Below are 21,612 nucleotides of genomic sequence, written 5' to 3'. Positions count from 1 at the left end.
GCACATGCGCGTCGAGGCCGGGCTGCGTCGAGGCCGGCGACAAGTAATGCGAGGGTCGAGATGTGCCGGCCCGTGGCCGGCCCCGGTACGGGGCGGCCGGGGCGCGGACGGTCTCAGGCGCCGAGCGCCGCGGCCTCCTTCGCCGGGTCGAGGCCGACCGCGGGGCGGTCGGGGCGCTGCGGTGCCGTGCCGCCCAGGGAGCGCAGCCACTCCCAGGTGTCGGCGACGGTCTCGGTGACGGGGCGGCAGTGCAGGCCGGTGGCCAGGGCGCGGGAGACGTCGCCGGTGTGGAGCGTGTCGTAGAGCTCGCCCGGGGGGAGCCAGACCGGCAGTTCGCTCCAGGGTTCGATGCCCGCGGCCAGCACCGTCTCGGGGTCCGTCCAGCGCAGTTCGGCGTCGGAGCCGGTCACCGCGGCGCAGGCGCCGAGGAGTTCGCCGGTGGTGGTGTGTCCCGGCGGGCTGACGAGGTTGTAGGCGCCGCCGAGGCCGGAGTGCGCGGCGTCCAGCATCCATGCGGCGAGGTCGCGGACGTCGATGTACTGCAGGGGCAGGTCGCGGGGGCCGGGGGCGAGGACGGGGCCGCCGCGGGCGATGCGGTCGAGCCACCAGGGCAGGCGGCCGATGTTCTCGTAGGGGCCGAGGATCAGGCCCGCGCGCACCAGCAGGGCGTGGTCGCCGAAGGACTCGGCCGCGGCCAGTTCGCCGCCGCGCTTGGCGCGGGCGTAGTCGACGTCGGGTCCGTCGCCCGGGGCGGCGTCCACCACGGGTCCGTCCTCGTCGAGGCCGGCGGTGGCGGGGTGGGTGTACACGGAGCGGCTGGACACGTAGGCGTAGGTCCGGGCGCGGCCGGACAGGAGACGGGCCGTCTCCCTGACGGCGGCGGGTGCGCCGGACCAGGTGTCGACGACGGCGTCCCACTCGCCGTGCTCCAGGGCGGCGAGGCCGCCCTCGGTGCCGCGTTCCCCGAGCAGTTCCTTGGCGCCGGGAGGCGCCTGGTGCCGGCCGCGGTGGAACACCGTGACCTCCCAGCCCCGCTCGAGCGCGTCCTCGACGACGGCGCGTCCCACGAACTCCGTACCACCCAGTGTCAGCAGCTTCATACCGGCCACTGTGCCTCGCGGCGCGGCCGGACGGCAGTGGTCACGCTGTGGGCGCAATCGCTGGGGACGGTCAGGTGCGCGGTGTCGGGGAACGGGCGGGTGGAGGCGGACGGCGCCGTTCGGTTCGCGGCCCGCCCGCAGGTCCGCGAGGCGCCGCCGGGTGCCGGCCGTCATCCCGGCCGCTGGTGCGCCACGTTGTGCTGCCCTGCGACGCTCTCCCTGATGCACCTCCGCCCGCGGCGCGGACTCGGGGCGCCTTGACCGCGGCTTTCGACCGTACGACCGTCGACGACACGGGCACGGTGACCCCGGGCAAGCTCGCCGACCTCGTCGTCGACCGCGATCCCTTCGCCGGGCCGCCCGCGCGGATCGCGGCCACCCGGGTGCTGCAGACCTTCGTGGGGGGTGAGCGGGTCCACGCGGCCCCGGACGCGTAGCGTCCGTGGACCGTCAGTCCTGTTCGGGGCGGTCGGGGCGGACGGCGATGTGGTCGGGTTCGAGTTGGAGCATGACGCGGTTGCGGATGTCGAGGGCGTGGGTGTAGTCGCGGGGGAGTTGGAGGCGGCCGGAGCGGTCGACGGTGGCGTATTCGCTGGCGTGGACGGTGGTGCGGCCTTCGTCGTCGACGCTGGTGCGGCGCAGGACTTCGGAGGCGGTGCGGCCGTCGCGGATGGCGACGGTGCGGTCGACGGCGGTGGCGACGGCCTGGTCGTGGGTGACGACGACGATGGTGGTGCCGAGTTGTTCGTTGGCGGTGCGGAATGCGGCGAAGACCTGTTCGCCGGTGGCGGAGTCGAGTTGGCCGGTGGGTTCGTCGGCGAGTACGAGGGAGGGGTGGTTGGCCAGGGCGACGGCGATGGCGGTGCGTTGTTGTTCGCCGCCGGACATCTGCTGTGGGCGTCGGTGGGCGCAGTGGCCGACGCTGAGCATGTCGAGTAGTTCGGTGGCGCGGTCGGCGCGTGCTGTGCGGCCTTTGACGCGGCCGGAGAGGCGCATGGGCAGGACGACGTTCTGCAGGGCGGTGAGGTAGGGCAGCAGGTTGCGTGAGGTCTGTTGCCAGACGAAGCCGACGACTTCGCGCTGGTAGCGCAGGCGGTCGGCGGCGTTCAGGGTGAGGAGGTCGAAGCCGGCGACGGAGGCGGCGCCGGCGGTGGGGGTGTCGAGGCCGGCGAGGATGTTGAGCAGGGTGGATTTGCCGCTGCCGGACGCGCCGACCAGGGCCATCAGTTCGCCCTGCTGCACCAGGAGGTCCAGTCCCTGCAGGGCCTGGACCTCCACGCCCTGGGCGGTGAAGATCCGCACCAGGCGGTCGCAGACGATCAGGGCGTCGTGCCCGTAGGCGGGCTGCTCGCGGTTCTCGGTGACGCGTCGTTCCAGGTCCGCGAGCGTCGTGCCGCCGCGTTCCACCGTCCCCGGTGTGTCCTGACTCATGATCGTTCCCCCATCCGGAGTTCGGTTCCTTCTCCCCGCCGTCCTGTCAGCCAGGCCTGCACGGCCAGCACCACGCCCGCGAGTACGACCAGCCCGGCCGCGGGCAGCAGCAGCGAGGCGGGATCGGTGCGCAGCACCGTCCCGGAGATGTCCGCGCCGGAGGCGCGCGAGCTGAAGGCGAGAGCGGTCAGGTCGACGGCGGGCCGCAGGAGGGACACCGTCGCCAGGCTCACCAGGATGCCGCCGAGGGCGCCCAGCAGGACCTGCGGCAGTGTCTCCAGGACGGCGAGCCACTGCCGCTGACGGCTCGTCATGCCCATGGTCCGCAACCGGGCCAGCAGTGCCTTCCGCTGCGGCGCGTTGTGCAGCAGGGACAGGAGCAGGGCGAGCACGCTGTAGCCGATGGCGCCCGCCACGGCCGCCAGATACACCCGACGGGCGCCGGTCTGCAGGGCCGAGCCGGTGAATCCGGTGCGCTCCTGTGCCCGCAGGGTCAGGGTCAGGCCCTTCCCGCTCTGCCGCGCAAGGGCGTTCAGGCCCCGCCCGTCCACCGTGGGCCCGGTTGCGAACAGCGTCGTCGGGGCCAGCAGATAGGCGGGCTTGTCCGCGTGGGCCCGGGTCATCGCGGCCGCTGAGACGATGACGAAGTCGCGGCCGGTGACCGCGGGCGTCACGTCCTGGACCGCGACCGCGCGGACCGGGGTCGGGCCGGAGTATGCCTGGACGATCGCGTCGGACTTGCGGAACTGCTGTGCCAGGCGGGGCGAGACGATCGCGGGCAGGACGCCGTCACCGCCGCCGACGAGCGCCCGCGCGGGGAACGGCTCGCCGATTCCGGTGGCGGAGACGAGCGCGGCGTACTTCTCGGGATCGACCACGACCAGGTCGTACGACGTGCCGGCCGGGATCGTCGACAGGCCCGTCTCGATCCGCACGGAGGTGGTGGCACGCACGCCGGCCACCTTTCGCACGTGCTCGGCGAGGCCCGCCGGCAGCGTGGTGAGCGAGTCGATCCGCGCGTCGGCGCCGACCTGCCGCACGGCGGCACGGTCGCGTCCGGTCTCCACACCGGCCAGGACCGACCCGCCGAAGGACGTGACCGCGAGCGCCACCAGCAGCGCCACCAGGGGCAGCATCGCCGCCGAGGACGTGCGTCCCGCCCGTGCCAGCCCGAGGTGCAGCACCGAGCCCCGCAGCCGGGCCGTCGGCCGGGCCAGCAGTCGCAGCGGCAGCGGGTACAACCGCAGCAGCACCAGCGCGGCGACCACGGCCACCAGGACCGGTGCCGAGGCGGTGAGCGCGTCCACCCCTCCGTCGGCCGTGCCACGGCGCCGCAGCGCCGCCACAGCGGCGGTCACGACCACCGCGACGGTCAGTTCGGCGACCGTGCGGCGGCGCGAGGGGCGCGCCTCGGCGAGGTCCTCGCGCTCCTGCAGGCCGAACCGGCCGGAGAGCACCACCGCCCGGACGGGCAGGGCGAGGGCGGCGACCACCGCCACCACCGCGCCCGCCGCGATGGACGTGCCGTAACGGCCGGCGGGCACCACCAGCAGGGCGAGCGCGGTCCCGGCGGCCGCGGACGGCAGCACGATCGGCGTCGTCTCCCCGAGCAGCCGCATGACCAGCGCTGCCCGGCTGCTGCCCCGAACCCGTAGCCATTGCACCTCGGACCGGCGCCGTGCCGCCGCCAGGCCACCGGCCATGAGCAGGACCACGCCCGCCACCGCGCCGACTCCCAGCGTGGCCACCAGCACCATCGGGGAGGCCGCCTCCCGTTCCCGCTCGAAGGGCCCCAGCAACGAGGCCAGGCCGTTCTGCGTCACGCTGATCCCCGGGATCCCGGTGAGGCTGCGCAGGCGCGTCGAGTCGGGCCCGCTGGACAGCGAGGCCAGGCGGTCGCGCAGGGCCGGCACGTCGTGGGCGGTGACCGTGCCGACGTCGACCGGGTGGTGCCAGTACAGCCTGGCACCGCCGGCCAGACCGAGCACCACCCCGGAGGCCTCCTGTGAGATGAGCGCGCTGAAGTGCCAGTAGTACGCGGGGTCGGCTCCGGACGGTCCGGGGACGGTGAGGAGGGTCGGCGAGCGCAGGTCCGGCTCGGCACTCCAGAAGGCGGAGCCGGGAGAGCGCGGGGTGACGATCCCGGTCACCCGCACGGTGAGCGGGCTGCCGCTGGTGGTCGGCAGATGGACGGCGGACCCCGTCCGCAGGCCGAGCACCTGTGCGGTGCGTGCCGAGAGGACCGCCTCCACTTCTCCGGCCCGCGTGGTGCCGCCGGGCAGGCGTCCGGAGACGACCCGGGCGTAAGTGCCGAGGCCGGGCTGCGCCACGAGCGTGGCCCGGGGATCGAGGCTGGAGGTGGGGCGCGGCAGGCCCGGGTCGGAGGCGGGCACGGGCTCGGCGTTTCGGACCCCGAGTACCGCCTGGGCGGGGTCCAGCGTCAACGGCGGCCGCACGACCTTGAGGAACGCCGTTTCCGCCGCGGCCAGGTCACGTGCCGGGAACGGGTCGGTCACGTCCCCCGCCGCCACCGCGGTGTACGGCACCTCGGCGGTGGCGCTGACGCTGCGGTCGGGCAGGGAGGCCCGCCGGAGGGTGTCCCGCAGCGCGGCGTCCTCATAGCCCTCGACGGTGCGGGGCAGCGCCGCCGCCAGGAACGCGGTCACCAGCACCAGTGCGGCCAGCGCCAGCGCCCCACCGGGCGCGGCCCGCAAGCGGGCCCAGGTCCACGATCCTTGTCCGTGTACGCGGGATGACGCCATGTCACTCACCTCCCTGCCGACGCAGGGCGCGCGCCGGATCGACCGCCCGTAGCGCAGTCAGCACCACCGCGAGCAGCGGCAGCACCACTACCGCGGCGAGCAGCGGCAGGAGCGGTCCGGCCGGCATCTCCACCCGTACGGCCGGCACCGGGCTGCGCGCCCCGGACGTCAGCACGATCAGCGGAACGATCAGACGGGTCAGGACCTCGCCGAGCGCCGCACCCACCGCCACCGCCACGACCACCAGTACTCCCTGCTCGGCCGCGATCATCCGGGCCAGCGACCGCCGCTTGGTGCCGAGCGCCCGGAGCACCGCGAATTCCGCCGACCGCTCCCTGACCGCGCCGACCGAGGCCACCGCGAATCCGACCGTCGCCAGGACCATGGCGGCCACCACCGCCGCGGGCAGCGCCGAGAGCGGGCCGGCTCCCAGCGGGTCACGGCCCAACTCCGCCCGGGCTTCCTCGCGTACCAGCACGGAGGTGATGTCCCCACGGCCGCGGAGGGTCTCCACCACCTGCCCGGCGGCGCCCGGCTTCGTCGCCAGCCACCACTCGTCCGGCTCCAGTGGCGGTGCGTCCTGGAAGGACAGCGCCCTGTCGAGGGTCGCCAGGTCCATCACGAGGGCGCCTCCGCCGTTGCCCGCGGATCCGTCGCCGGTGGTCGGGAGCACCCGGACCGCGCCGGTGATGCGCACCGTCAGTTCGGCGCCCGCCACTTCCACCGGTACCGAGGCACCGACGCCGGCGTCGACGGCCCGCAGGAACGCGTCCGTGGCGACCGCGGGCAGTACCTGTGACGGCGGCGGGCCGGCGCGCAGTGTGAGGGAGGCCTCGTCCGCGCCGTTGGGGACGAAGCGCTGGTAGGGCTCGGCGCCGGTCTCGTAACCGACCGTCAGCGGGGCGCGCTTGTCGGAGCGCGGAGACTGCGTGGAGGAGGGGAGGTAGCCGTTGTCCGGGTCGTACGGGAAGTCGGGGTTCGCGATCGCCGCCTGTGCCGTCCAGATCGCGCTGGTGGGAGTGGGCGCGGACCGCGCCGTCCCGTCGGCGGTCACCGCGGCGACGGAGGTGATGGTGAGTCGGTGCCGCTCGTTCCGCAGGGGCAGCAGGTACCGGGCTTTGAACGAGGTCACGCGCAGCGGCCCGGCCGGTGCGGCGCCGGCGGCTTTTCCAGCCTCGGCGGCGAAGTCGGCTTCCAGCGTGTGGACGCGCCCGTCGGAGGGGACCCGGCCCAGGGCGAAGGTGTAGGGGACGCCGTGGCGGTCGACGACGGTCGCGTAGAGGTCGTCGGCCACCTTGCCCCGGCCCTCGTGGCTGCCGGGTCCGGAAGCCTGGACGCGGACCGTGACGCGCAACCGGGCGGCGTCGGCGGACAGGGCGAAGCCCTCCTTCGCGGCCTCGGCCTCGTCGTCCGTCCGCAGCGGCCGCGTCAGGCCCTTCACGGACGTGGTGGACAAGTCGTCCCGCAGTCGCATCACGTGGGCCGCCGCCGGTGCGTCCATGGCCAGTAGGGTCGCGTTGCGGTCCTGCGGCAGGGAGACGGTGGAGCGGCCGGCCGGGGTGACGGCCGCGACTCCCGGTATGCGGTCGTAGACTCCGCCCTGTCCGAAGGGCGGGGTGGCCGAGCCGTCCACGCGGACGTCCGAGCCCACCGCGAAGTCGGCCTGGTCCCGCTGGGATCGCGACCAGCTGGTGTCCTCGGCGATCGCGAACATGCTGATCGACACGGCGAACACCAGCAGCAGTGCCGGTCCGGCGCCGCGTCCGGGCCGCCGGGACAGCTGCCAGCCCACCAGGGACGCGTAGAGCCCGCGGCTCCGGCTCGCACGCCGTTCGCCCAGGCGCGCGGCCAGGGGCAGCAGGCGCAGCGCCACGACGGCGCCCGCCAGCAGGCAGAGCGCGGGCGCCGCCACCAGCACGGGATCGAGTCCCAGCTTCCCGGTCGTGTCGGAGCTCAGCACCCCGGTCCCGGCTTCACGGCGGGAGAGCTGCCAGTACGCCAGCGACGCCAGGACCACCAGCGAGAGGTCCCCACCGGCCTGCAGGGCGGCCGGCAGCGCGCGCTGCCGCGCCGACGCCGCGTGCTCCCGGGTATACGTCCCCGAGCGCCGCAGCGCCGGTGCCACCACGATGAGTGCGCAGGCCAACGCGGTCAGGGCGGCCGTCCACCACGCCGTCGCGGACGACGGTTCGAGACGTACCCCGGCCCGGGCGAGCGCTCCGTTCCCGGCCAGCAGCCGCACCAGCCACCCCGCCAGGAGCGGGGCCACCACCGCGGCGGGTGCGACCAGGAGCAGCGCCTCGACGGCGGAGAGGGCGGCGACGCCGGTGCGCGAGCCGCCGCGGGCCCGCAACTGCGCGGTCTCGCCGGATCGTTCCCCGGCCAGCAGCCCCGAGACGAGGAGCAGGGACAGCGCCGCGAGCAGCACCAGTTGGAGTGCGCTGATCAGCAGGGTCGACCGGCTGACGAGGAGCGCTCCCTTCACGTCGGCGAGCAGGTCGGGCAATTCGCTGCTCGCGGAGACGGAGGTGCCGGACTCCGAGGCGCCCAGCCGCGTCACCGTCCGGCGGACGTCCTGACCGAGGCGGTCGATGCGGGCGGTCGTCATGGCGGAGAAGTCCGCGCCGGCGGTCCACTCTATTTCGGCGGGCGCAACCACACCTGCGGCGAAGGCCCGCGGGTCCACCAGCAGAGGACCGTAGGTGGTGAAGGACAGCGTCCGCACGCCACGCCCGGCCAGGGGGTCGAGCCTCCAGTACAGGGCGTTCGGGTCGATGGGCCGGTACAGGCCGGTCAGCCGGACGCGCAGCGGCGGTCCGCCGAGTCGGTCGGCGAGTGTGACCTCGGCTCCCGGCCGCAGGCCCAGGGTGCGGGCGGCCGTCTCGGGCAGGGCCACCGGCACGGGGGTCCCGGTCCGTGGCACCCCGGGGAAGGTGCCTTCGACCAGCGTCACTCGCGAACGGTCGAAGGTGGCGAGGAGCGTGAGGTCAGGCTCGCCCGATCGCGGGGCTCCGGACGGGCGCAGGCTCGCCGGCAGTCCGTAGGCGGCCGAGCGGGTGCTCGACAGGACGTGCACGGGCAGTCCGTCGTAGGCCTTCGTGACGGCCTCGCGCACGTGGGCGTCCACCTGCCGGGTGTCGTCGCCCGACACGTCGGCCTTCACGTCGATCAGGGCCTTGGCGGCCGACGGCCCCTGCAGCGCGCGCCGGAGTCCGGCGTCCCCGACGGCGTCGCCGAACGCGGCCAGGGCGGCCACGGCGCACGTGGTCAGCATGACGGACAGCAGTGCGGCAGCGAGCAGCAACCGGTGCCCGCGCAGGCGCAGCAGGACGAAGCCAGGCACCATGCCCCCCGTTCTCGACGTCCGTAACAGTGTGTTGCGAGTGGTCAACCTGGTCACCGCGGAGCGGTGCGGAGTGACACACTACGCCCAGGTCACGGCATGATCGCACAGGTGTTCCACGGTCGCCCGGAGTGGGGCGGGTGCACGCCTTGTGATCGTCGAACTTTAAACCTGCGTTCGTTTCCCCTACGTGAACAGGAGCACAACAGTTTCCTCCGCGTGGACAGGTGCAGGACCGGGGCCCCTACGCTGGCCGGCATGAGTGAGGGACTGCTGGAACGGCGTGAAGGCCCGGCGGGCGGCGGGGCGGCCTCCGAGGCGATGGTCGTGGTCGAGGACCTGGTGCGGACCTTCGGCACCGGGGACACCGCGGTGCACGCCCTGGGCGGGGTGTCCTTCAGCGTGGCCCGCGGGGAGCTCGTGGCCCTCAAGGGCCGCTCGGGCTCGGGCAAGACGTCCCTGCTGAACATCATCGGCGGCCTGGACCGCGCCGACTCCGGCCGTGTCACCGTCGACGGCACCGCGCTGGACGGCCTGGCCGAACGCGAACTGCTCGCCCTGCGCCGCGACCGCATGGGCTTCGTCTTCCAGTCCTTCGGCCTGCTGCCCATCCTCACCGCCGCCGAGAACGTCGGCGTCCCCCTGCGCCTGCGCAACACCCCCCGCCGCGAACGCGAGGAACGCGTCAGCCTCCTGCTTTCCCTGGTCGGCCTCCAAGACCACGCCGGCCAGCGCCCCGGCGAGATGTCCGGCGGCCAGCAGCAACGCGTGGCCATCGCCCGCGCCCTGGCCAACCGCCCCGCCCTGATCATCGCCGACGAACCCACCGGCCAACTCGACGCCGACACCGGCCGCGCCGTCATGGAACTCCTGCGCGCCGTCGTCCACAGCGAAGGCGTCACCGCCCTCGTCGCCACCCACGACCCCCAGCTCCTCGCCCTCGCCGACCGCGTCCTCGAACTCCGCGACGGCCACATCCTCACCACCGACTGACACCTCCCCGCCGAGCGGCGGGGCGGTTCAGCCGGCCGCTGGGCCGGGGTGTGCCCGCCGCCGGCCGGCGCGGTGCAGCGCCAGGCCGGACCAGCCGACCAGGACGAGTCCCACCGCGGTGAACCCCGACCAGAACAGCAGCGGCCCGTGCCCGACGTCACGGCGGGCCACGACCCGCTCGGGACGGTCGGCCCGGTAGACGATGGGGAGCCGGTCTCCGTGGTTCGCCTGGCGGCGGTTGGTGCCCGGCGGCAGCGGGTGGGTGACCTCGGCGCCCGCCACGGTGAACGTCACCCACAGCCGGCCGTCGCCGGAGTCGCCGTGGGCCTCGCGGACGGTTCCCACCGTGTGCACGCCGTAGCGCACGGCCAGGGTGTCCCTGGCCGCCGCGGTCAGCAGCCACACACCCGCGACGAGGAACAGCGCACCGGCCAGGAGGAGTACCAGGGGGTGGGCGGAACCCGGGACGGGGCCCTCGCCGGAGCCGTGCCCCTGCCTCCGCCGGCCGCCTCGCACCGGTCCGTCCCCTGCGCCCGCTGCCCCCATGACAGCAATTTACGGGAACCACAAGGCCGTAGGGGAGAGGGAGTTCGGGACACCGCCCTCGACGCGGTCCTCGCCGCGGCCCGGGCCGCGGGCACCTGGACGGCAGGGTGAAACCGGCCCCGGAACCGGCCCCGGAACCGGTCCCGCCGCCGACGCCGTCCGCCGGGTCGCCCGGCCCTGCGCCACGAGGCGGCGGACCGGGAGGCCGCGGTGACCGCGGTCGCTCGCCCGTGGCCCGCGCCCTCTCCGGGCCGGAGGAGGCGTCTTGCCCGGATCGTGGTGTTACGTATAACGTTCGCGCATGTCCCGTATCGCCCTGGTCACCCTCGTCGTCCGCGACTACGACGAGGCCATCGCCTTCTACACCGGCGCCCTCGGTTTTGAGCTCGTCGAGGACGAGCCGCGCCCCGGTGGGAGCCGGTGGGTCGTCGTGCGCCCGGCCGGCGACGCCGCCGGCAGCGGGCTGCTGCTCGCCCGCGCCAAGAACGACGCGGAGCTCTCGCGGGTCGGCGACCAGACCGGGGGACGGGTCGGCTTCTTCCTGCACACCGAGGACTTCGCGGGCGACCACGCGCGGATGCGCGCCGCTGGGGTGACCTTCCTGGAGGAGCCCCGCCACGAGGCGTACGGCTCGGTCGTCGTCTTCCAGGATCCCTACGGGAACCGCTGGGACCTCCTCCAGCCCGCCGCCACCGCCCCCACCGACCAGGAGCACACCGCGTGACCGCCCTCGACACCGACCTGATACGCCGGCTCCCCAAGGCCGTCCTCCACGACCACCTGGACGGCGGCCTGCGCCCGGCCACGCTGGTCGAACTGGCCGCCGGGATCGGCCACGCGCTGCCCGCCACCGACCCCGGAGAGCTGGCCGCCTGGTACTACGACGCGGCCAACTCCGGCGACCTGGTCCGCTACATCGCCACCTTCGAGCACACGATCGCCGTGATGGGCACCCGCGAGGGCCTGCTGCGCGTCGCGGAGGAGTACGTGCTGGACCTCGCCGCCGACGGCGTCGTCTACGGCGAGGTGCGCTACGCCCCCGAGCTTCTGGTGCACCGCGGCCTCACCCTCGCCGAGGTCGTCGGGACCGTGCAGGAGGGCCTGGCCGCCGGCATGGCGAAGGCCGCCGCCGCGGGCACCCCGGTCCGCGTGGGGACCCTGCTGTGCGCGATGCGCATGACCGACCGCAGCCGCGCGGTGGCCGGCCTCGCCGTCGCCCACCGCGACGCGGGCGTCGTCGGCTTCGACATCGCGGGGGCCGAGGACGGCTTCCCGCCCGCCGACCACCTCGCCGCCTTCGAGTACCTGCGCCGCGAGAACATGCCCTTCACCATCCACGCGGGCGAGGCCCACGGCCTGCCCAGCATCCACCAGGCGGTGCAGGTCTGCGGCGCGCTGCGGATCGGCCACGGCGTCCGCCTCACCGAGGACATCGTGGACGGCAAGCTCGGCCGCCTCGCGGGCTGGATACGCGACCGCCGCATCGCGCTGGAGGTCTGCCCGACCTCCAACCTCCAGACGGGCGCCGCGGCCTCCATCGCCGGGCACCCCATCACGCTCCTGCGCGACCTCGGCTTCCGCGTCACCCTCAACACCGACAACCGCCTGGTCTCGGCGACGACCATGACCCGGGAGATGGAACTGCTCGTCACCGAGGCGGGCTGGACGGCGGAGGACCTGCGCGAGGTCACCGTCAACGCGCTCAAGAGCGCCTTCCTCCCCTTCGACGAGCGGAACGCGATCATCCGCGACGTCGCCCTGCCGGGCTACGAGACGGTGCTCAGCGCGGGCCGCTGACCGACGATGGAGGTACCGGGCCGGCTCGGCTCCCGGCCCGGTACCCACATGCGCCGACGGCGCCCGCGCCGTCCGGAGCGGGCGCCGGGTGCCGATGCGGGCCCGGGACCCGAGGCGCAGCATGGGGGAACCCGGACCGGACCCACCGCTCCATGCCGGAGGCGCCGATGGAGACGACCCCGTCCGGAGGACGGCCGCGCGGACGCGGCAACGTGTTCTTCGCATTCGTCCCGTGGATCGCCTTCGACGTCGTCGCCGGGCCCAGCACCTGGGAACTCGCCGCCCTCGTGGCGCTCGTCGCCGCGGTCGTGCTCACCGTCCCCGACGTCGCCCACGGCTCGGTGAAACTGCTGGACGTCACCGGCATCGTCTTCTTCACCGTCATCGCCCTGCTGGGCCTGGTCCTCGACCGGCGCGACCTGATCTGGCTGGAGACCTACGCACAGGTCCTGGCCAACGCCGTGATCGCCGGCGTCGCCCTGGGATCGCTCGCCTTCGTGCCCTTCACCGAGCAGTACGCCCGCGAGTCCACGCCCCGCGAGATCTGGGGAACCCCCGCGTTCCGGCGCACCAACCGGGTGCTGACGCTCGTGTGGGGTCTGGTCTTCGCGCTCACCGCGGTCCTGGGACTGGTCGCCCTGCGGGTCGCCGCCGGGACCGACTGGCTGAACTGGGTGATCCCGGTGGCCCTTCTCGTGCTCGCGGTCCGCTTCACCGAGTGGTACCCGGCGCGTGTGCACGAGCGCGTCCACCGTGACGGGGCGGCGGGCGGCGTCTGAGATGGCGCGGGCGATCCGCACGCGATCCGCCTGCGCCGTGGCCGTCGACTCCACCGGCATCAGCGTCTACGACGCGGGGCGGGCCGCCCTGGACCGGGTGCGCCACCTGCCGCCCGAGTGCGACGTCCCGCTGCGCGCCGGCTGGTTCCGGCAGCCCGACGACCTGCGCACCCTCAAGAGCCGCGAGCATCTGCTCGCCATCTGGTACCGCTCGGTCGGCCTGGGCGCCGGGCCTCCTGCTCAACGCCGGCCGCGTCCGCCGCGTCCGTGCCTTCCCCGAGCGGTAGGTGACCGGTCTGCGCATTCGCCTCACCGGCGACGGTACGGCCCTGCGCCGCGTCACGGGGCACCGCACGGGCTGCGCGACGGTGCCGGAGCTCCCTCAGGCGCGGCCCGTGCCGCGGTAGAGGTCGAGTTCGCCGTCGAGTTCGAGGGCGAGCACGGTGGCGCAGGGGTCCAGGTCGTCGGGGGAGGGGGCGTCGATCCAGGTGACCCCGGGGACCTCGTGGAGCCCGCCGGTCACCTGGTGGGCCAGTTCGGCGCCGCTGCCGACCACCGAGACGCGGCGGACGCGGTTGCGCAGTCCGCGTACCGCGATCGTCTCGCGCGGGGCGTCGAAGCACACCAGGTAGAGGGTGCGGCGGTCGGCGGACAGCGTGCTGGGGCCGTAGTGGTGCCCGGCCGGCAGGCCCGCCACAGTGCCGTACACGGCGTCGGAGTGGGCGCGGATCCAGTCGCCGAGACCCTCCAGGCGCGCGGTCTGCTCCGGGGTGATGGTGCCGTCCTCGCGGGGGCCGACGTCCAGCAGCAGGTTGCCGCCCGCGCCGATCGTCTCGGTGAAGTAGCGGACGAGCCGGCGCACCGACTTGTGGCGGCGGTCGTCGTGCTGGAAGCCCCAGGAGTCGTTGACGGTCAGGCACAACTCCCACGGCCCGGCCGGCGGTTCGACGGGGATGCCCTGCTCGGGTGTGGCGTAGTCGCCGTGGCTGAGCATGCGCGCGTTGAGGACCGTCTCCGGGTTCCCGGCGAGGATCCGCGCGGCCAGGGCGTCCAGGCCCCACTGCTCCTCGCTGCGCTCCCACTCGCCGTCGAACCACAGCAGGTCGGGGCGGAAGCGGTCGACCAGCTCCCCGACCTGCGCGTCGCGGTAGGCGAGGTACCGCTTCCAGGCGGCCGGGTCCTCCTTGCCGTCCGCCGGGGTGACGAAGCGGCTCGTCAGCACGTCCTCCAGCGGCGGGGCGGGGTGGACGACGCTGGGGTAGTCCGGGTGGTTCCAGTCCGAGTGGGAGTAGTACAGCCCGACCTTGAGGCCCTGTTCGCGCAGTGCCCGCGCGTACGGGGCGATCAGGTCGCGCCCGGCCGGGGTGCGCCGGACGACCGACAGGTCGCCCTGCGCGGTGTCCCACAGGGCGACGCCGTCGTGGTGCCGGGCGGTCAGCACCGCGTAACGGGCGCCCGCACGCGCGAAGAGCCGCGCCCACGCCTGCGGGTCGTAGCGGGCGGCGGTGAACCCGTCGAGCTGGCGCATGTACCGCTCGTGGGGTACGTCGCCGTTGTAGAAGGCCCAGGACTCGGGCACGCCGTCGACCGCGTAGATCCCGTAGTGGACGAAGATGCCGAGCTTGGCGTCGGCGAACCACGGCTGCAGGGGCATGGCTGACGGGTCCTCGGGGATCGGGAGGGACGACCACGGGTGCGGTGATACGTCGGAGGAGTCCTGTCCTCCGCCCCGACCCTAAGCGGGATCGGGGTGACTGACAAGGAAGACCTCCGATGTATCGCCGCACCCGCCCTCGAGGTGCCTCGGCCGCTACATCACCGGCTACTTCACCGACCCGGCCATGACCCCCTCCACGAAGTGGCGCTGGAAGGCGAAGAAGACCACCAGCGGCACGATCAGCGACAGGAAGGCGCCCGGCGCCAGCACGTCGATGTTGGCACCGAACTGCCGCATCTGGGACTGCAGGGCGACCGTGAGCGGCTGCGCGTCGCTGCCCGCGAAGATCAGCGAGACCAGCATGTCGTTCCAGACCCACAGGAACTGGAAGATGGCCAGGCTCGCGATCGCCGGACGGCCCACCGGCAGCACCAGCTTCCGGAAGATCGTCCACTCCGACCCGCCGTCCATGCGGGCGGCTTCCAGCATCTCGCGCGGGATCTCGGCGAAGTAGTTGCGCAGCAGGAAGATCGCGAACGGCAGCCCGTACGCCACGTGGAAGAGGACGACGCCCGCGGTCGTGCCGAACAGTCCGACCGCGCCGAACAGCCGGGCCACCGGCAGCAGTCCGATCTGCACGGGCACCACGAGCATGCCGACGACCACCAGGAAGACCCAGTCCCGCCCGGGGAACTCCAGCCAGGCGAAGGCGTATCCGGCCAGCGCGGCGAGGACCACGACGGCGGCCGTGGCGGGCACCGAGATCAGCACGGTGTTCCAGAACGCCTGGGTGATCCCGCTGTCGCCGAGGATCGCCGAGTAGTTGCCGAAGGTCAGCGAGCCGGGGTGGAGCAGCGCGGACCACCAGCCGGATCCGGCGTTGTCGTCGGCGTTGCGCAGCGAGGAGACGAACAGCCCGGCCGTCGGGGTGAGCCAGACCAGCGCGACGACCGTCAGCAGGACCTGGACGAGCCCGCCGCGCAGTACCGCGACCAGCCGTGCCGCCAGGGAGGGTCGCCCGGGTGCCCGGCCGGCCGGCCCGCCCGGCGGGGCGGGCGGAGCGGGACGCGGAGCGGCGGTCTGCACGGTCATCGGTTGCTCCTGCGGAAGCGTCGGATGTTGAGGGCCATGACGGGGAGCACCAGCAGCAGCAGGACGACGCCGATCGCGCTGCCCAGGCCCTGGTTGTTGCCGCCGCCGAAGGAGACCAGCCACATCTGCAGCGCCAGGACGTTGGCCTCCTCCTGCACCGAGCCCGGCGCGATGATGTAGACGAGGTCGAAGACCTTCATCACGTTGATCACCAGCGTCACGAAGACGACTCCCAGCACGGGCGCGAGCAGCGGCACGGTGATCCTGCGGAAGATCTGCCACTCGCTCGCGCCGTCCATCCGGGCGGCCTCCAGCGTCTCGCGCGGCAGCGAGGACAATCCGGCGCCGATCAGGACCATCGAGAAGCCGGTCCAGATCCACAGGTAGGCGCCGATGATCGCCGGGGTGGCCAGCGTCGGGCCGAGCCAGTCGATGCCCGCGTACGGCTCCGCGAAGTTCTTCGGGGGCAGCCGGACGCCGTACGGGCCGTCCCCGGCGTCCGGGAAGCGGAAGGAACCGTCGTCCCCCGTGGTCGCGGTGGCGACGACCTCGCCGCCCTTGGTCAGCTCGACCGCCATCTGCGGCAGGCCGCGCTCCTGGGGGTCCACGGCGCCGGGCGTGCCCCCGCCGCCCGGGACGAAGTCCAGGTAGACCACACCCGTCACCGCGTCGTCGGAGACCTGCGCGGGCGTCGCCGGACGGGCCTGCTCCGGAAGGGACGCGGGCGGCAGGCCGACCAGGCCCAGCGTGACGTCCTTGCCCGGCTCCACCTGCGCGACCGCCTGGAAGCCGCCGTTGCCCGACTCCTTCATCACCTCCGTGCCGCGCGGGCGGGCGCCGGGGTAGGCGGAGGAGTCGTTGAAGGTGTCGTGGACGGCGACGGCGACCGCGTTCAGGACGCCGCGTTGCGGGTCCTGGTCGTACACCAGGCGGAAGGTGATGCCGGCGGCGAGGAAGGAGACGGCCATCGGCATGAAGATCAGCAGCTTGAAGGCGGTGGCCCAGCGGATCTTCTCGGTGAGGACGGCGAGGACCAGGCCGACGCCGGTGAGCACCGCCGGCGCGGCCACGACCCAGATCGCCGTGTTGCGGACGGCCTTGAGACTCGCGGGGTCGGTGAACATCTCCTGGTAGTTGTCCAGGCCCACGAAGCGGTCGCCGCTCGCGTCGAACAGGCTGCGGCCGACCGAGAAGAGGATGGGGTAGCCGACGAGGGCGCCGAGCAGGGCGAGCGCCGGGAGCGCGAAGGCGATCGCGGTGATGCGGGCCCGGCGCGAACGCCGCCGGACGGCGGCCGGGGCGGTGCCGCCCGCCGGAGCGGACGGCACCTTGCGGGTGAGGGCGGACATGACCCGGCCTCAGCCCTTGTACGCCTTGGCGGCCGCGGCCTCGAGCTTCGCCGCGGTGGCCTTCGGGTCCGACGGGTCGCGCAGGAAGTCCTGCAGGATCTTCCACTCGCCCTTGCCGGGCGTGCCGCCGAAGGCGGGCGGGGTCTGGTCGGACATGTCGAAGCGCACCGTGTCACCGGCGTCGACCAGGGACTTGGCGGCCGTGCGCAGCGTGTCGTCCGCGTAGGAGGCCGGGTCCAGCTTCGTGTTGGGGGAGAGGAAGCCGCCCGCCTTCGCCCAGATCCCCGCCGCCTCCGGGGTGGCCAGGTAGGCGATCAGCTCCATGGCCGCCTTGGCGTTCTTGCCGGACTTCAGCGCCACGGCGGCCTCGCCGCCGCCGACCACCGGTGCCGGGCCGCCGTCGACCGAGGGGAAGGGGAAGAACTTGGCGTCCTCGCCGACCTTGCCGCCGAGGTCGCCCGAGATGACACCGCCGACGAAGTCGCCCTCGTAGACCAGGCCGGCCTTGGGGCTCTTGCCGAAGACGTGCGCGACGGAGTCCGGGAAGCTGGTGGCCAGGGCGCCCTTGCGGCCGCCCGCGAGCAGGTCGTCCTCGCCGAAGAGCTGGGACAAGGTGGTGAGGGCCTTGACGACGGTGGGGTCGCTCCAGGGGATCTCGTGCCGGGTCAGCTTGTCGTAGTTCTCCGGGCCGGCCTGGGAGAGGTAGACGTTCTCGAACCAGTCGGTGAGCGTCCAGCCGTCGGCGCCGCCGACGGCGAAGGCGGGCAGGCCCGAGTCGGAGACGGCGCGGGCGGCGTCCAGCATCTCCGCGAACGTCTTGGGCGGCTGCACGCCGGCCGTCTCCAGCGCCTGCGGGCTGTACCAGACCGTCGACTTGTCGGAGGTCTTGAAGTACAGGCCGTAGTAGGTGCCGTCGACGGTGCCGAAGGTCTGCCAGATCTTGGCGTAGTTCTTCTCCGCGGCGCCCTTGACGTCCGGCGAGAGCGGCTGGAGCCAGCCCTTGCCCGCGAACTCCTTGAGCACGCCGGGCTGCGGCACCATCGCGACGTCGGGCGAGTCGCCGCCCTCGATCTTGCTGCCCAGGACGGTGGCGAAGTTGTCGCCGGTGGAGACGTACGCCACCTTCGCCCCGGTCTTCGCGGTGAAGCCGTCCAGGACCTTCTGGAAGTTCTGCTGCTCGACGCCGGTCCAGACGGCCGCGACGGTCACGGTCTGGCCCTTGAGCTTCTGGCCGCCGGCCGCCGGGCCGGAGTCGGAGGCGGCCTTGGTGTCACCGCCGCAGGCGGTGGTCGCGAGGGCCAGACCGCACAGGGCGGTGGCCGCGACGAGGGTGCGCTTCATCGGGTGGGGTCCCTTCTTCGATGGGGTGGTGCGATGCAGTGGTGCGGAACGGTCAGCTGAGTGCCGGGTCGTGGACCCACCAGGCGGCGGCGTTGCCGGGGAGGACCCCGGGCGGGCAGGGGGTGCTGGACAGCAGCGGCTGTCCCGGTACGGGGGAGGGGACCGGCTCGTCGCCGAAGTTCACGGCGCAGACCAGGCCCTCGCCGCGGACGAAGGCGAGCACCCCGGGCCGTGTCTCCAGCCAGCGCAGGGTCCCCTCGCCGAGCTGCGGCAGCCGGGCGCGCAGACCGAGCGCCTCCCGGTACAGGTGCCAGAAGGAGCCGGTGTCCAGCAGCGCGCGGTCGGCGCTGTGCTCGGCGAACCAGTCCGGCTGCGGCAGCCAGGGCCGGGCCGTGCTGCCCTCGGCGGTGAAGCCGAACGGCGAGGCGTGGCCCGACCAGGGCAGCGGCACCCGGCAGCCGTCCCGGACGAACCGGCGGCTGCCGGTGCGGCGGAAGATCGGGTCGGTCAGCACCTCGTCCGGCAGGTCGACGACCTCGGGCAGCCCCAGTTCCTCGCCCTGGTAGACGTACGCGGCCCCGGGCAGCGCCAGCATCAGCAGCGCGGCGGCGCGTGCCCGGGCGGCACCGAAGTGCCCGGTGGGGCCGCCCGCGTACCTTGTGACGGTCCTGACCTGGTCGTGGTTGTTGAGCACCCACGTGACGGTGGACCCGGTCCCGGCGATGTCGCGCAGCGCCTCGGCGACGGCCGTACGGAACGCCGCCGCGTTCCAGGGCGCGCTCAGCAGGTGGAAGAAGAAGGCCTGGTGGAGCTCGTCGGGGCGGACGTAGCGGGCCTGTTCGGCCGGGGTGGGGACGGACACCTCGCCGACCAGGAGGCGTTCGCGTCCGTCGCGGGCGGTGTACTCCTCGCAGATCGCGCGCCACCGCCGCCACACCCCGTGCACCTCGGGACGGTTCCATGCCAGCGGGTTCACGGAGTCGCGGGTGCGCTCGTCCGCCGCGGGGTCGGGGGAGTCGGGGAGGGCGGGGTGCTTGAACAGGCCGGCCGCCACGTCGATGCGGAAGCCGTCGACGCCCCGGTCCAGCCAGAAGCGCAGCACGTGCTCGAAGTGCTCGCCCACCCGCGGGTCGCGCCAGTTGAGGTCGGGCTGCTCCGGGGTGAACAGGTGCAGGTACCACTGGCCGGGCCTGCCGTCCGGTTCGGTGACCCGGGACCACGCGGGGCCGCCGAACATCGCCCGCCAGTTGTTGGGCGGCAGTTCGCCGTGCTCGCCGCGTCCGTCGGCGAAGTGGAACAGCGACCGGGCGGGGCCGTCCGGGCCCTCCGCGAGCGCCTCGCGGAACCAAGGGTGGGCGGCGGAGCAGTGGTTGGGCACGATGTCGACGACGGTGCGCAGGCCCAGCCGGTGCGCGTCGGCCACGAGGCGGTCGAACTCGGCGAGGTCGCCGTAGAGCGGGTCGACGGCCGTGTAGTCGGAGACGTCGTAGCCGTGGTCGTGCTGCGGCGAGGGGTAGAAGGGGCTCAGCCAGAGCCCGTCGACGCCCAGTTTGCGCAGGTAGGGCAGGCCCGCCCGGACGCCGGCCAGATCCCCGACACCGTCGCCGGTGCTGTCCAGGAAGCTGCGCACGTAGACCTGGTAGACCACCGCGTCGCGCCACCAGGGGCGGACGGCGGTGAGGGCGGGGGAGGGGGCGGCGGCGGTGGAGGAACCGTCCTCCAGAGGGGCAGTGAACACCCGTCACCATCCTGACTGCGGGCGCGCGGACGTACACGACAGCACGCCGCGCGGGGTGGCTCGTTATGCATGCATGTTAAGTAGCCATGTGAGGAAGGTGTCAATGGAGCTGCCAACAGTAGGCGCTTGCTGGGGTGGTTTATGTGGGTAAAGGCAGCGGCAGGAGCGTTCCGGGGTTCCGTGAATGGGTGCCCGCGGATGCCTAACATGTAAGTAGAGGTGTGGGGGCGTGACGCCCACCGGAAGGCACCGCGGGTCAGCGGTCCCGCACGATCTCCCGCAACTCGCGGTCCAGCCGCGCCACGGCCTCGTCCGGCGTGGTGTGCAGCGCCAGCGCGTCCCGGCTCACCGCCGCCACCGCCAGGCTCACCTGCTCGTAACGGGCGCTCTTGGGGCGCGGCCTGGCCGCCTTGAGGCTCTGTTCCAGCACCGGCAGGTACGGGTAGCGGCGCACCAGCCCCGGGTCCCGGTACAGGTCGGCCCACACCGGCGGCAGCGAGCCCTCGGTGAGCACCTGCCGCTGCACGGACTCACCCGTCATGTAGGCCATGAGGTCCGCGGCCGTCCGGGGATGTCGCGAGTGCGCGTTGACCGCGAGGTTGGACCCGCCCAGCACCCCCGCCCCCGGCCCGCCCGGACCGGGCAGCGGCACCGCTCCGAAGCGTCCCGCGACCCGCGAATCCGGCGCCGACGCGAGGTCGTACACGTACGGCCAGTTGCGCAGGAAGAGCAGCCGGCCGTCCTGGAAGGCCCGCCGGGACTCCTCCTCCTTGAAGCGCAGCGCCTCGCGCGGGATCCAGCCCTCGCGCACCCCGCGCACCAGGAAGCCCAGTCCCTCGCGGGCGGCGGCGGAGTCCACGGTGACCCGGCTGCCCTCGCCGCCGAGGATGCCGCCCCCGGCCGACTGCACGGCCTCGGTCACGTTGACCGTCAGGCCCTCGTACGGCAGGAACTGCCCGGCGTAGCCGCCGATCCGGTACTTCGGGGCGAGGGTCTTCGCCTGGTGCTCCAGTTCCGCCCAGGTGCGCGGCGGGTCCAGGTGCTCGCGGTCGAGGATGTCCTTGCGGTAGTAGAGCAGCCCGGCGTTGGTGACGTACGGGACCGCGTACAGCCGCCCGCGGAACGTGGCGGTCCCCTTCACCGAGTCCAGCAGCCGGTCCATCGGCAGGCCGCGCGGGTCGACCGGCGCGATCCAGCCCGCGCCGGCGAACTCCGAGGTCCAGGCCACGTCGATGTTGAGCACGTCGAAGCGGTCGCTGCCGGAGCGCAGGCTGTCGGCCATCTGCGCACGCACCTCGTCGGCCGCCTCGGGCAGTTCGACGAGCGTGGCCTTCTCCAGAGGGTGGGCACGGTTCCAGCCGTCCAGCACGTGCTGGAGGTAGCCGGTCAGGTCGCGGCCGGTCGCGAGGGTCACCGGGCCCCGGCCCGTCGTGCCGGGCGGGCCGTCGGCGGCCCGGGCTCCCGCGGAGGCGTAGCCGGTCAGCAGCAGGGCAGAGACGAGCAGGGTCCTGCCCGCGACCCGCGCCCAGCGCATACGATCCTCCAGGTCCCGCTTCCGGCGACGGCGTCGTCGTCCGAAGGGACATGTATACCTGTTGGACATGCGCGATACTAGCCATTGCGGCAAGATGGCCTGCTCACCGATGATCGGGCTGGTGAGCGGCCCCTAACAAGCAGGTAGCCG

The 21,612-nt window shown here is 73.6% G+C and carries 16 protein-coding genes; 5 read left to right on the top strand and 11 right to left on the bottom strand.

What is annotated here, in order from left to right:
* Positions 1 to 113 precede the first annotated feature (113 nt).
* Positions 114 to 1,100: an NAD-dependent epimerase/dehydratase family protein gene (locus OIE69_RS08380; RefSeq protein ID WP_326571311.1), complete on the bottom strand. Its 987-nt coding sequence runs from the start codon at positions 1,098 to 1,100 to the stop codon at positions 114 to 116.
* Positions 1,101 to 1,357: 257 nt separating this feature from the next.
* On the opposite strand from OIE69_RS08380, the gene OIE69_RS08375 reads away from it, so the two are divergent.
* Positions 1,358 to 1,537 carry a hypothetical protein gene (locus OIE69_RS08375; protein WP_326581582.1) on the top strand — a complete coding sequence of 60 codons (180 nt, stop codon included), beginning with the start codon at positions 1,358 to 1,360 and terminating at the stop codon, positions 1,535 to 1,537.
* A 13-nt stretch (positions 1,538 to 1,550) separates the two neighbouring features.
* On the opposite strand, the gene OIE69_RS08370 is transcribed toward OIE69_RS08375, so the two are convergent.
* The 3 genes from OIE69_RS08370 to OIE69_RS08360 are packed head-to-tail and all read right to left on the bottom strand — an operon-like array spanning position 1,551 to position 8,639.
* On the bottom strand, positions 1,551 to 2,531 hold the full coding sequence (locus tag OIE69_RS08370) for an ABC transporter ATP-binding protein (RefSeq protein WP_326571310.1): 981 nt from the start codon (positions 2,529 to 2,531) through the stop codon (positions 1,551 to 1,553).
* A complete protein-coding gene (locus tag OIE69_RS08365; RefSeq protein WP_326571309.1) occupies positions 2,528 to 5,293 on the bottom strand; it encodes an FtsX-like permease family protein in 2,766 nt (921 codons plus the stop codon). Before OIE69_RS08365 ends, OIE69_RS08370 begins: the two co-directional genes overlap by 4 nt.
* Before the next feature lies 1 nt (position 5,294).
* Entirely contained in the window at positions 5,295 to 8,639 is a 3,345-nt protein-coding gene (locus OIE69_RS08360) for an FtsX-like permease family protein (RefSeq protein ID WP_326571308.1), read from the bottom strand.
* Between the two features lie 255 nt (positions 8,640 to 8,894).
* Between OIE69_RS08360 and OIE69_RS08355 the strand changes: the two genes are divergently transcribed.
* A complete protein-coding gene (locus OIE69_RS08355; RefSeq protein ID WP_392567481.1) occupies positions 8,895 to 9,629 on the top strand; it encodes an ABC transporter ATP-binding protein in 735 nt (244 codons plus the stop codon).
* A 27-nt stretch (positions 9,630 to 9,656) separates the two neighbouring features.
* Here the strand turns inward: OIE69_RS08355 and OIE69_RS08350 are convergent, their stop codons facing one another.
* Positions 9,657 to 10,175, bottom strand: a complete 519-nt coding sequence (locus tag OIE69_RS08350; protein ID WP_326571307.1) for a DUF3592 domain-containing protein — start codon at positions 10,173 to 10,175, stop codon at positions 9,657 to 9,659.
* A gap of 301 nt (positions 10,176 to 10,476) precedes the next feature.
* Between OIE69_RS08350 and OIE69_RS08345 the strand changes: the two genes are divergently transcribed.
* The 3 genes from OIE69_RS08345 to OIE69_RS08335 all read left to right on the top strand — a co-directional run bounded on the left by OIE69_RS08345 (position 10,477) and on the right by OIE69_RS08335 (position 12,751).
* On the top strand, positions 10,477 to 10,899 hold the full coding sequence (locus tag OIE69_RS08345; RefSeq protein ID WP_326571306.1) for a VOC family protein: 423 nt from the start codon (positions 10,477 to 10,479) through the stop codon (positions 10,897 to 10,899).
* Positions 10,896 to 11,972 (top strand): adenosine deaminase, encoded by a 1,077-nt coding sequence (locus tag OIE69_RS08340; RefSeq protein ID WP_326571305.1) that lies wholly within the window; start codon positions 10,896 to 10,898, stop codon positions 11,970 to 11,972. Before OIE69_RS08345 ends, OIE69_RS08340 begins: the two co-directional genes overlap by 4 nt.
* Positions 11,973 to 12,139: 167 nt before the next feature.
* Positions 12,140 to 12,751, top strand: coding sequence for a hypothetical protein (locus OIE69_RS08335; RefSeq protein WP_326571304.1), 612 nt, complete (start codon positions 12,140 to 12,142; stop codon positions 12,749 to 12,751).
* A gap of 382 nt (positions 12,752 to 13,133) precedes the next feature.
* On the opposite strand, the gene OIE69_RS08330 is transcribed toward OIE69_RS08335, so the two are convergent.
* The 6 genes from OIE69_RS08330 to OIE69_RS08305 all read right to left on the bottom strand — a co-directional run bounded on the left by OIE69_RS08330 (position 13,134) and on the right by OIE69_RS08305 (position 21,462).
* Complete coding sequence (locus tag OIE69_RS08330; RefSeq protein WP_326571303.1) at positions 13,134 to 14,405, bottom strand: alpha-L-fucosidase; 1,272 nt, start codon at positions 14,403 to 14,405, stop codon at positions 13,134 to 13,136.
* Positions 14,406 to 14,573: 168 nt separating this feature from the next.
* Positions 14,574 to 15,404 carry a carbohydrate ABC transporter permease gene (locus OIE69_RS08325; protein WP_326581047.1) on the bottom strand — a complete coding sequence of 277 codons (831 nt, stop codon included), beginning with the start codon at positions 15,402 to 15,404 and terminating at the stop codon, positions 14,574 to 14,576.
* 92 nt (positions 15,405 to 15,496) lie between these two features.
* A complete protein-coding gene (locus OIE69_RS08320; protein ID WP_326571302.1) occupies positions 15,497 to 16,849 on the bottom strand; it encodes a carbohydrate ABC transporter permease in 1,353 nt (450 codons plus the stop codon).
* A gap of 9 nt (positions 16,850 to 16,858) precedes the next feature.
* On the bottom strand, positions 16,859 to 18,190 hold the full coding sequence (locus OIE69_RS08315; RefSeq protein WP_326571301.1) for an ABC transporter substrate-binding protein: 1,332 nt from the start codon (positions 18,188 to 18,190) through the stop codon (positions 16,859 to 16,861).
* A 52-nt stretch (positions 18,191 to 18,242) separates the two neighbouring features.
* Entirely contained in the window at positions 18,243 to 19,928 is a 1,686-nt protein-coding gene (locus OIE69_RS08310; protein WP_392567480.1) for a glycoside hydrolase family 13 protein, read from the bottom strand.
* 256 nt (positions 19,929 to 20,184) lie between these two features.
* Positions 20,185 to 21,462, bottom strand: coding sequence for an ABC transporter substrate-binding protein (locus tag OIE69_RS08305; RefSeq protein ID WP_089223534.1), 1,278 nt, complete (start codon positions 21,460 to 21,462; stop codon positions 20,185 to 20,187).
* Positions 21,463 to 21,612: the final 150 nt, after the last annotated feature.

It is taken from the genome of Actinacidiphila glaucinigra, from assembly GCF_035918135.1.
GTDB lineage: Bacteria > Actinomycetota > Actinomycetes > Streptomycetales > Streptomycetaceae > Actinacidiphila > Actinacidiphila glaucinigra.
This window is presented reverse-complemented; position numbering and strand designations above follow the sequence as displayed.

Bases quoted from the DNA above. Each gene is read 5' to 3' on its own strand.
- OIE69_RS08380 (WP_326571311.1), bottom strand. From the start codon at position 1,100: ATGAAGCTGCTGACACTGGGTGGTACGGAGTTCGTGGGACGCGCCGTC.
- OIE69_RS08370 (WP_326571310.1), bottom strand. From the start codon at position 2,531: ATGAGTCAGGACACACCGGGGACGGTGGAACGCGGCGGCACGACGCTC.
- OIE69_RS08365 (WP_326571309.1), bottom strand. From the start codon at position 5,293: ATGGCGTCATCCCGCGTACACGGACAAGGATCGTGGACCTGGGCCCGC.
- OIE69_RS08360 (WP_326571308.1), bottom strand. From the start codon at position 8,639: ATGGTGCCTGGCTTCGTCCTGCTGCGCCTGCGCGGGCACCGGTTGCTG.
- OIE69_RS08355 (WP_392567481.1), top strand. From the start codon at position 8,895: ATGAGTGAGGGACTGCTGGAACGGCGTGAAGGCCCGGCGGGCGGCGGG.
- OIE69_RS08350 (WP_326571307.1), bottom strand. From the start codon at position 10,175: ATGGGGGCAGCGGGCGCAGGGGACGGACCGGTGCGAGGCGGCCGGCGG.
- OIE69_RS08345 (WP_326571306.1), top strand. From the start codon at position 10,477: ATGTCCCGTATCGCCCTGGTCACCCTCGTCGTCCGCGACTACGACGAG.
- OIE69_RS08335 (WP_326571304.1), top strand. From the start codon at position 12,140: ATGGAGACGACCCCGTCCGGAGGACGGCCGCGCGGACGCGGCAACGTG.
- OIE69_RS08330 (WP_326571303.1), bottom strand. From the start codon at position 14,405: ATGCCCCTGCAGCCGTGGTTCGCCGACGCCAAGCTCGGCATCTTCGTC.
- OIE69_RS08320 (WP_326571302.1), bottom strand. From the start codon at position 16,849: ATGTCCGCCCTCACCCGCAAGGTGCCGTCCGCTCCGGCGGGCGGCACC.
- OIE69_RS08315 (WP_326571301.1), bottom strand. From the start codon at position 18,190: ATGAAGCGCACCCTCGTCGCGGCCACCGCCCTGTGCGGTCTGGCCCTC.
- OIE69_RS08305 (WP_089223534.1), bottom strand. From the start codon at position 21,462: ATGCGCTGGGCGCGGGTCGCGGGCAGGACCCTGCTCGTCTCTGCCCTG.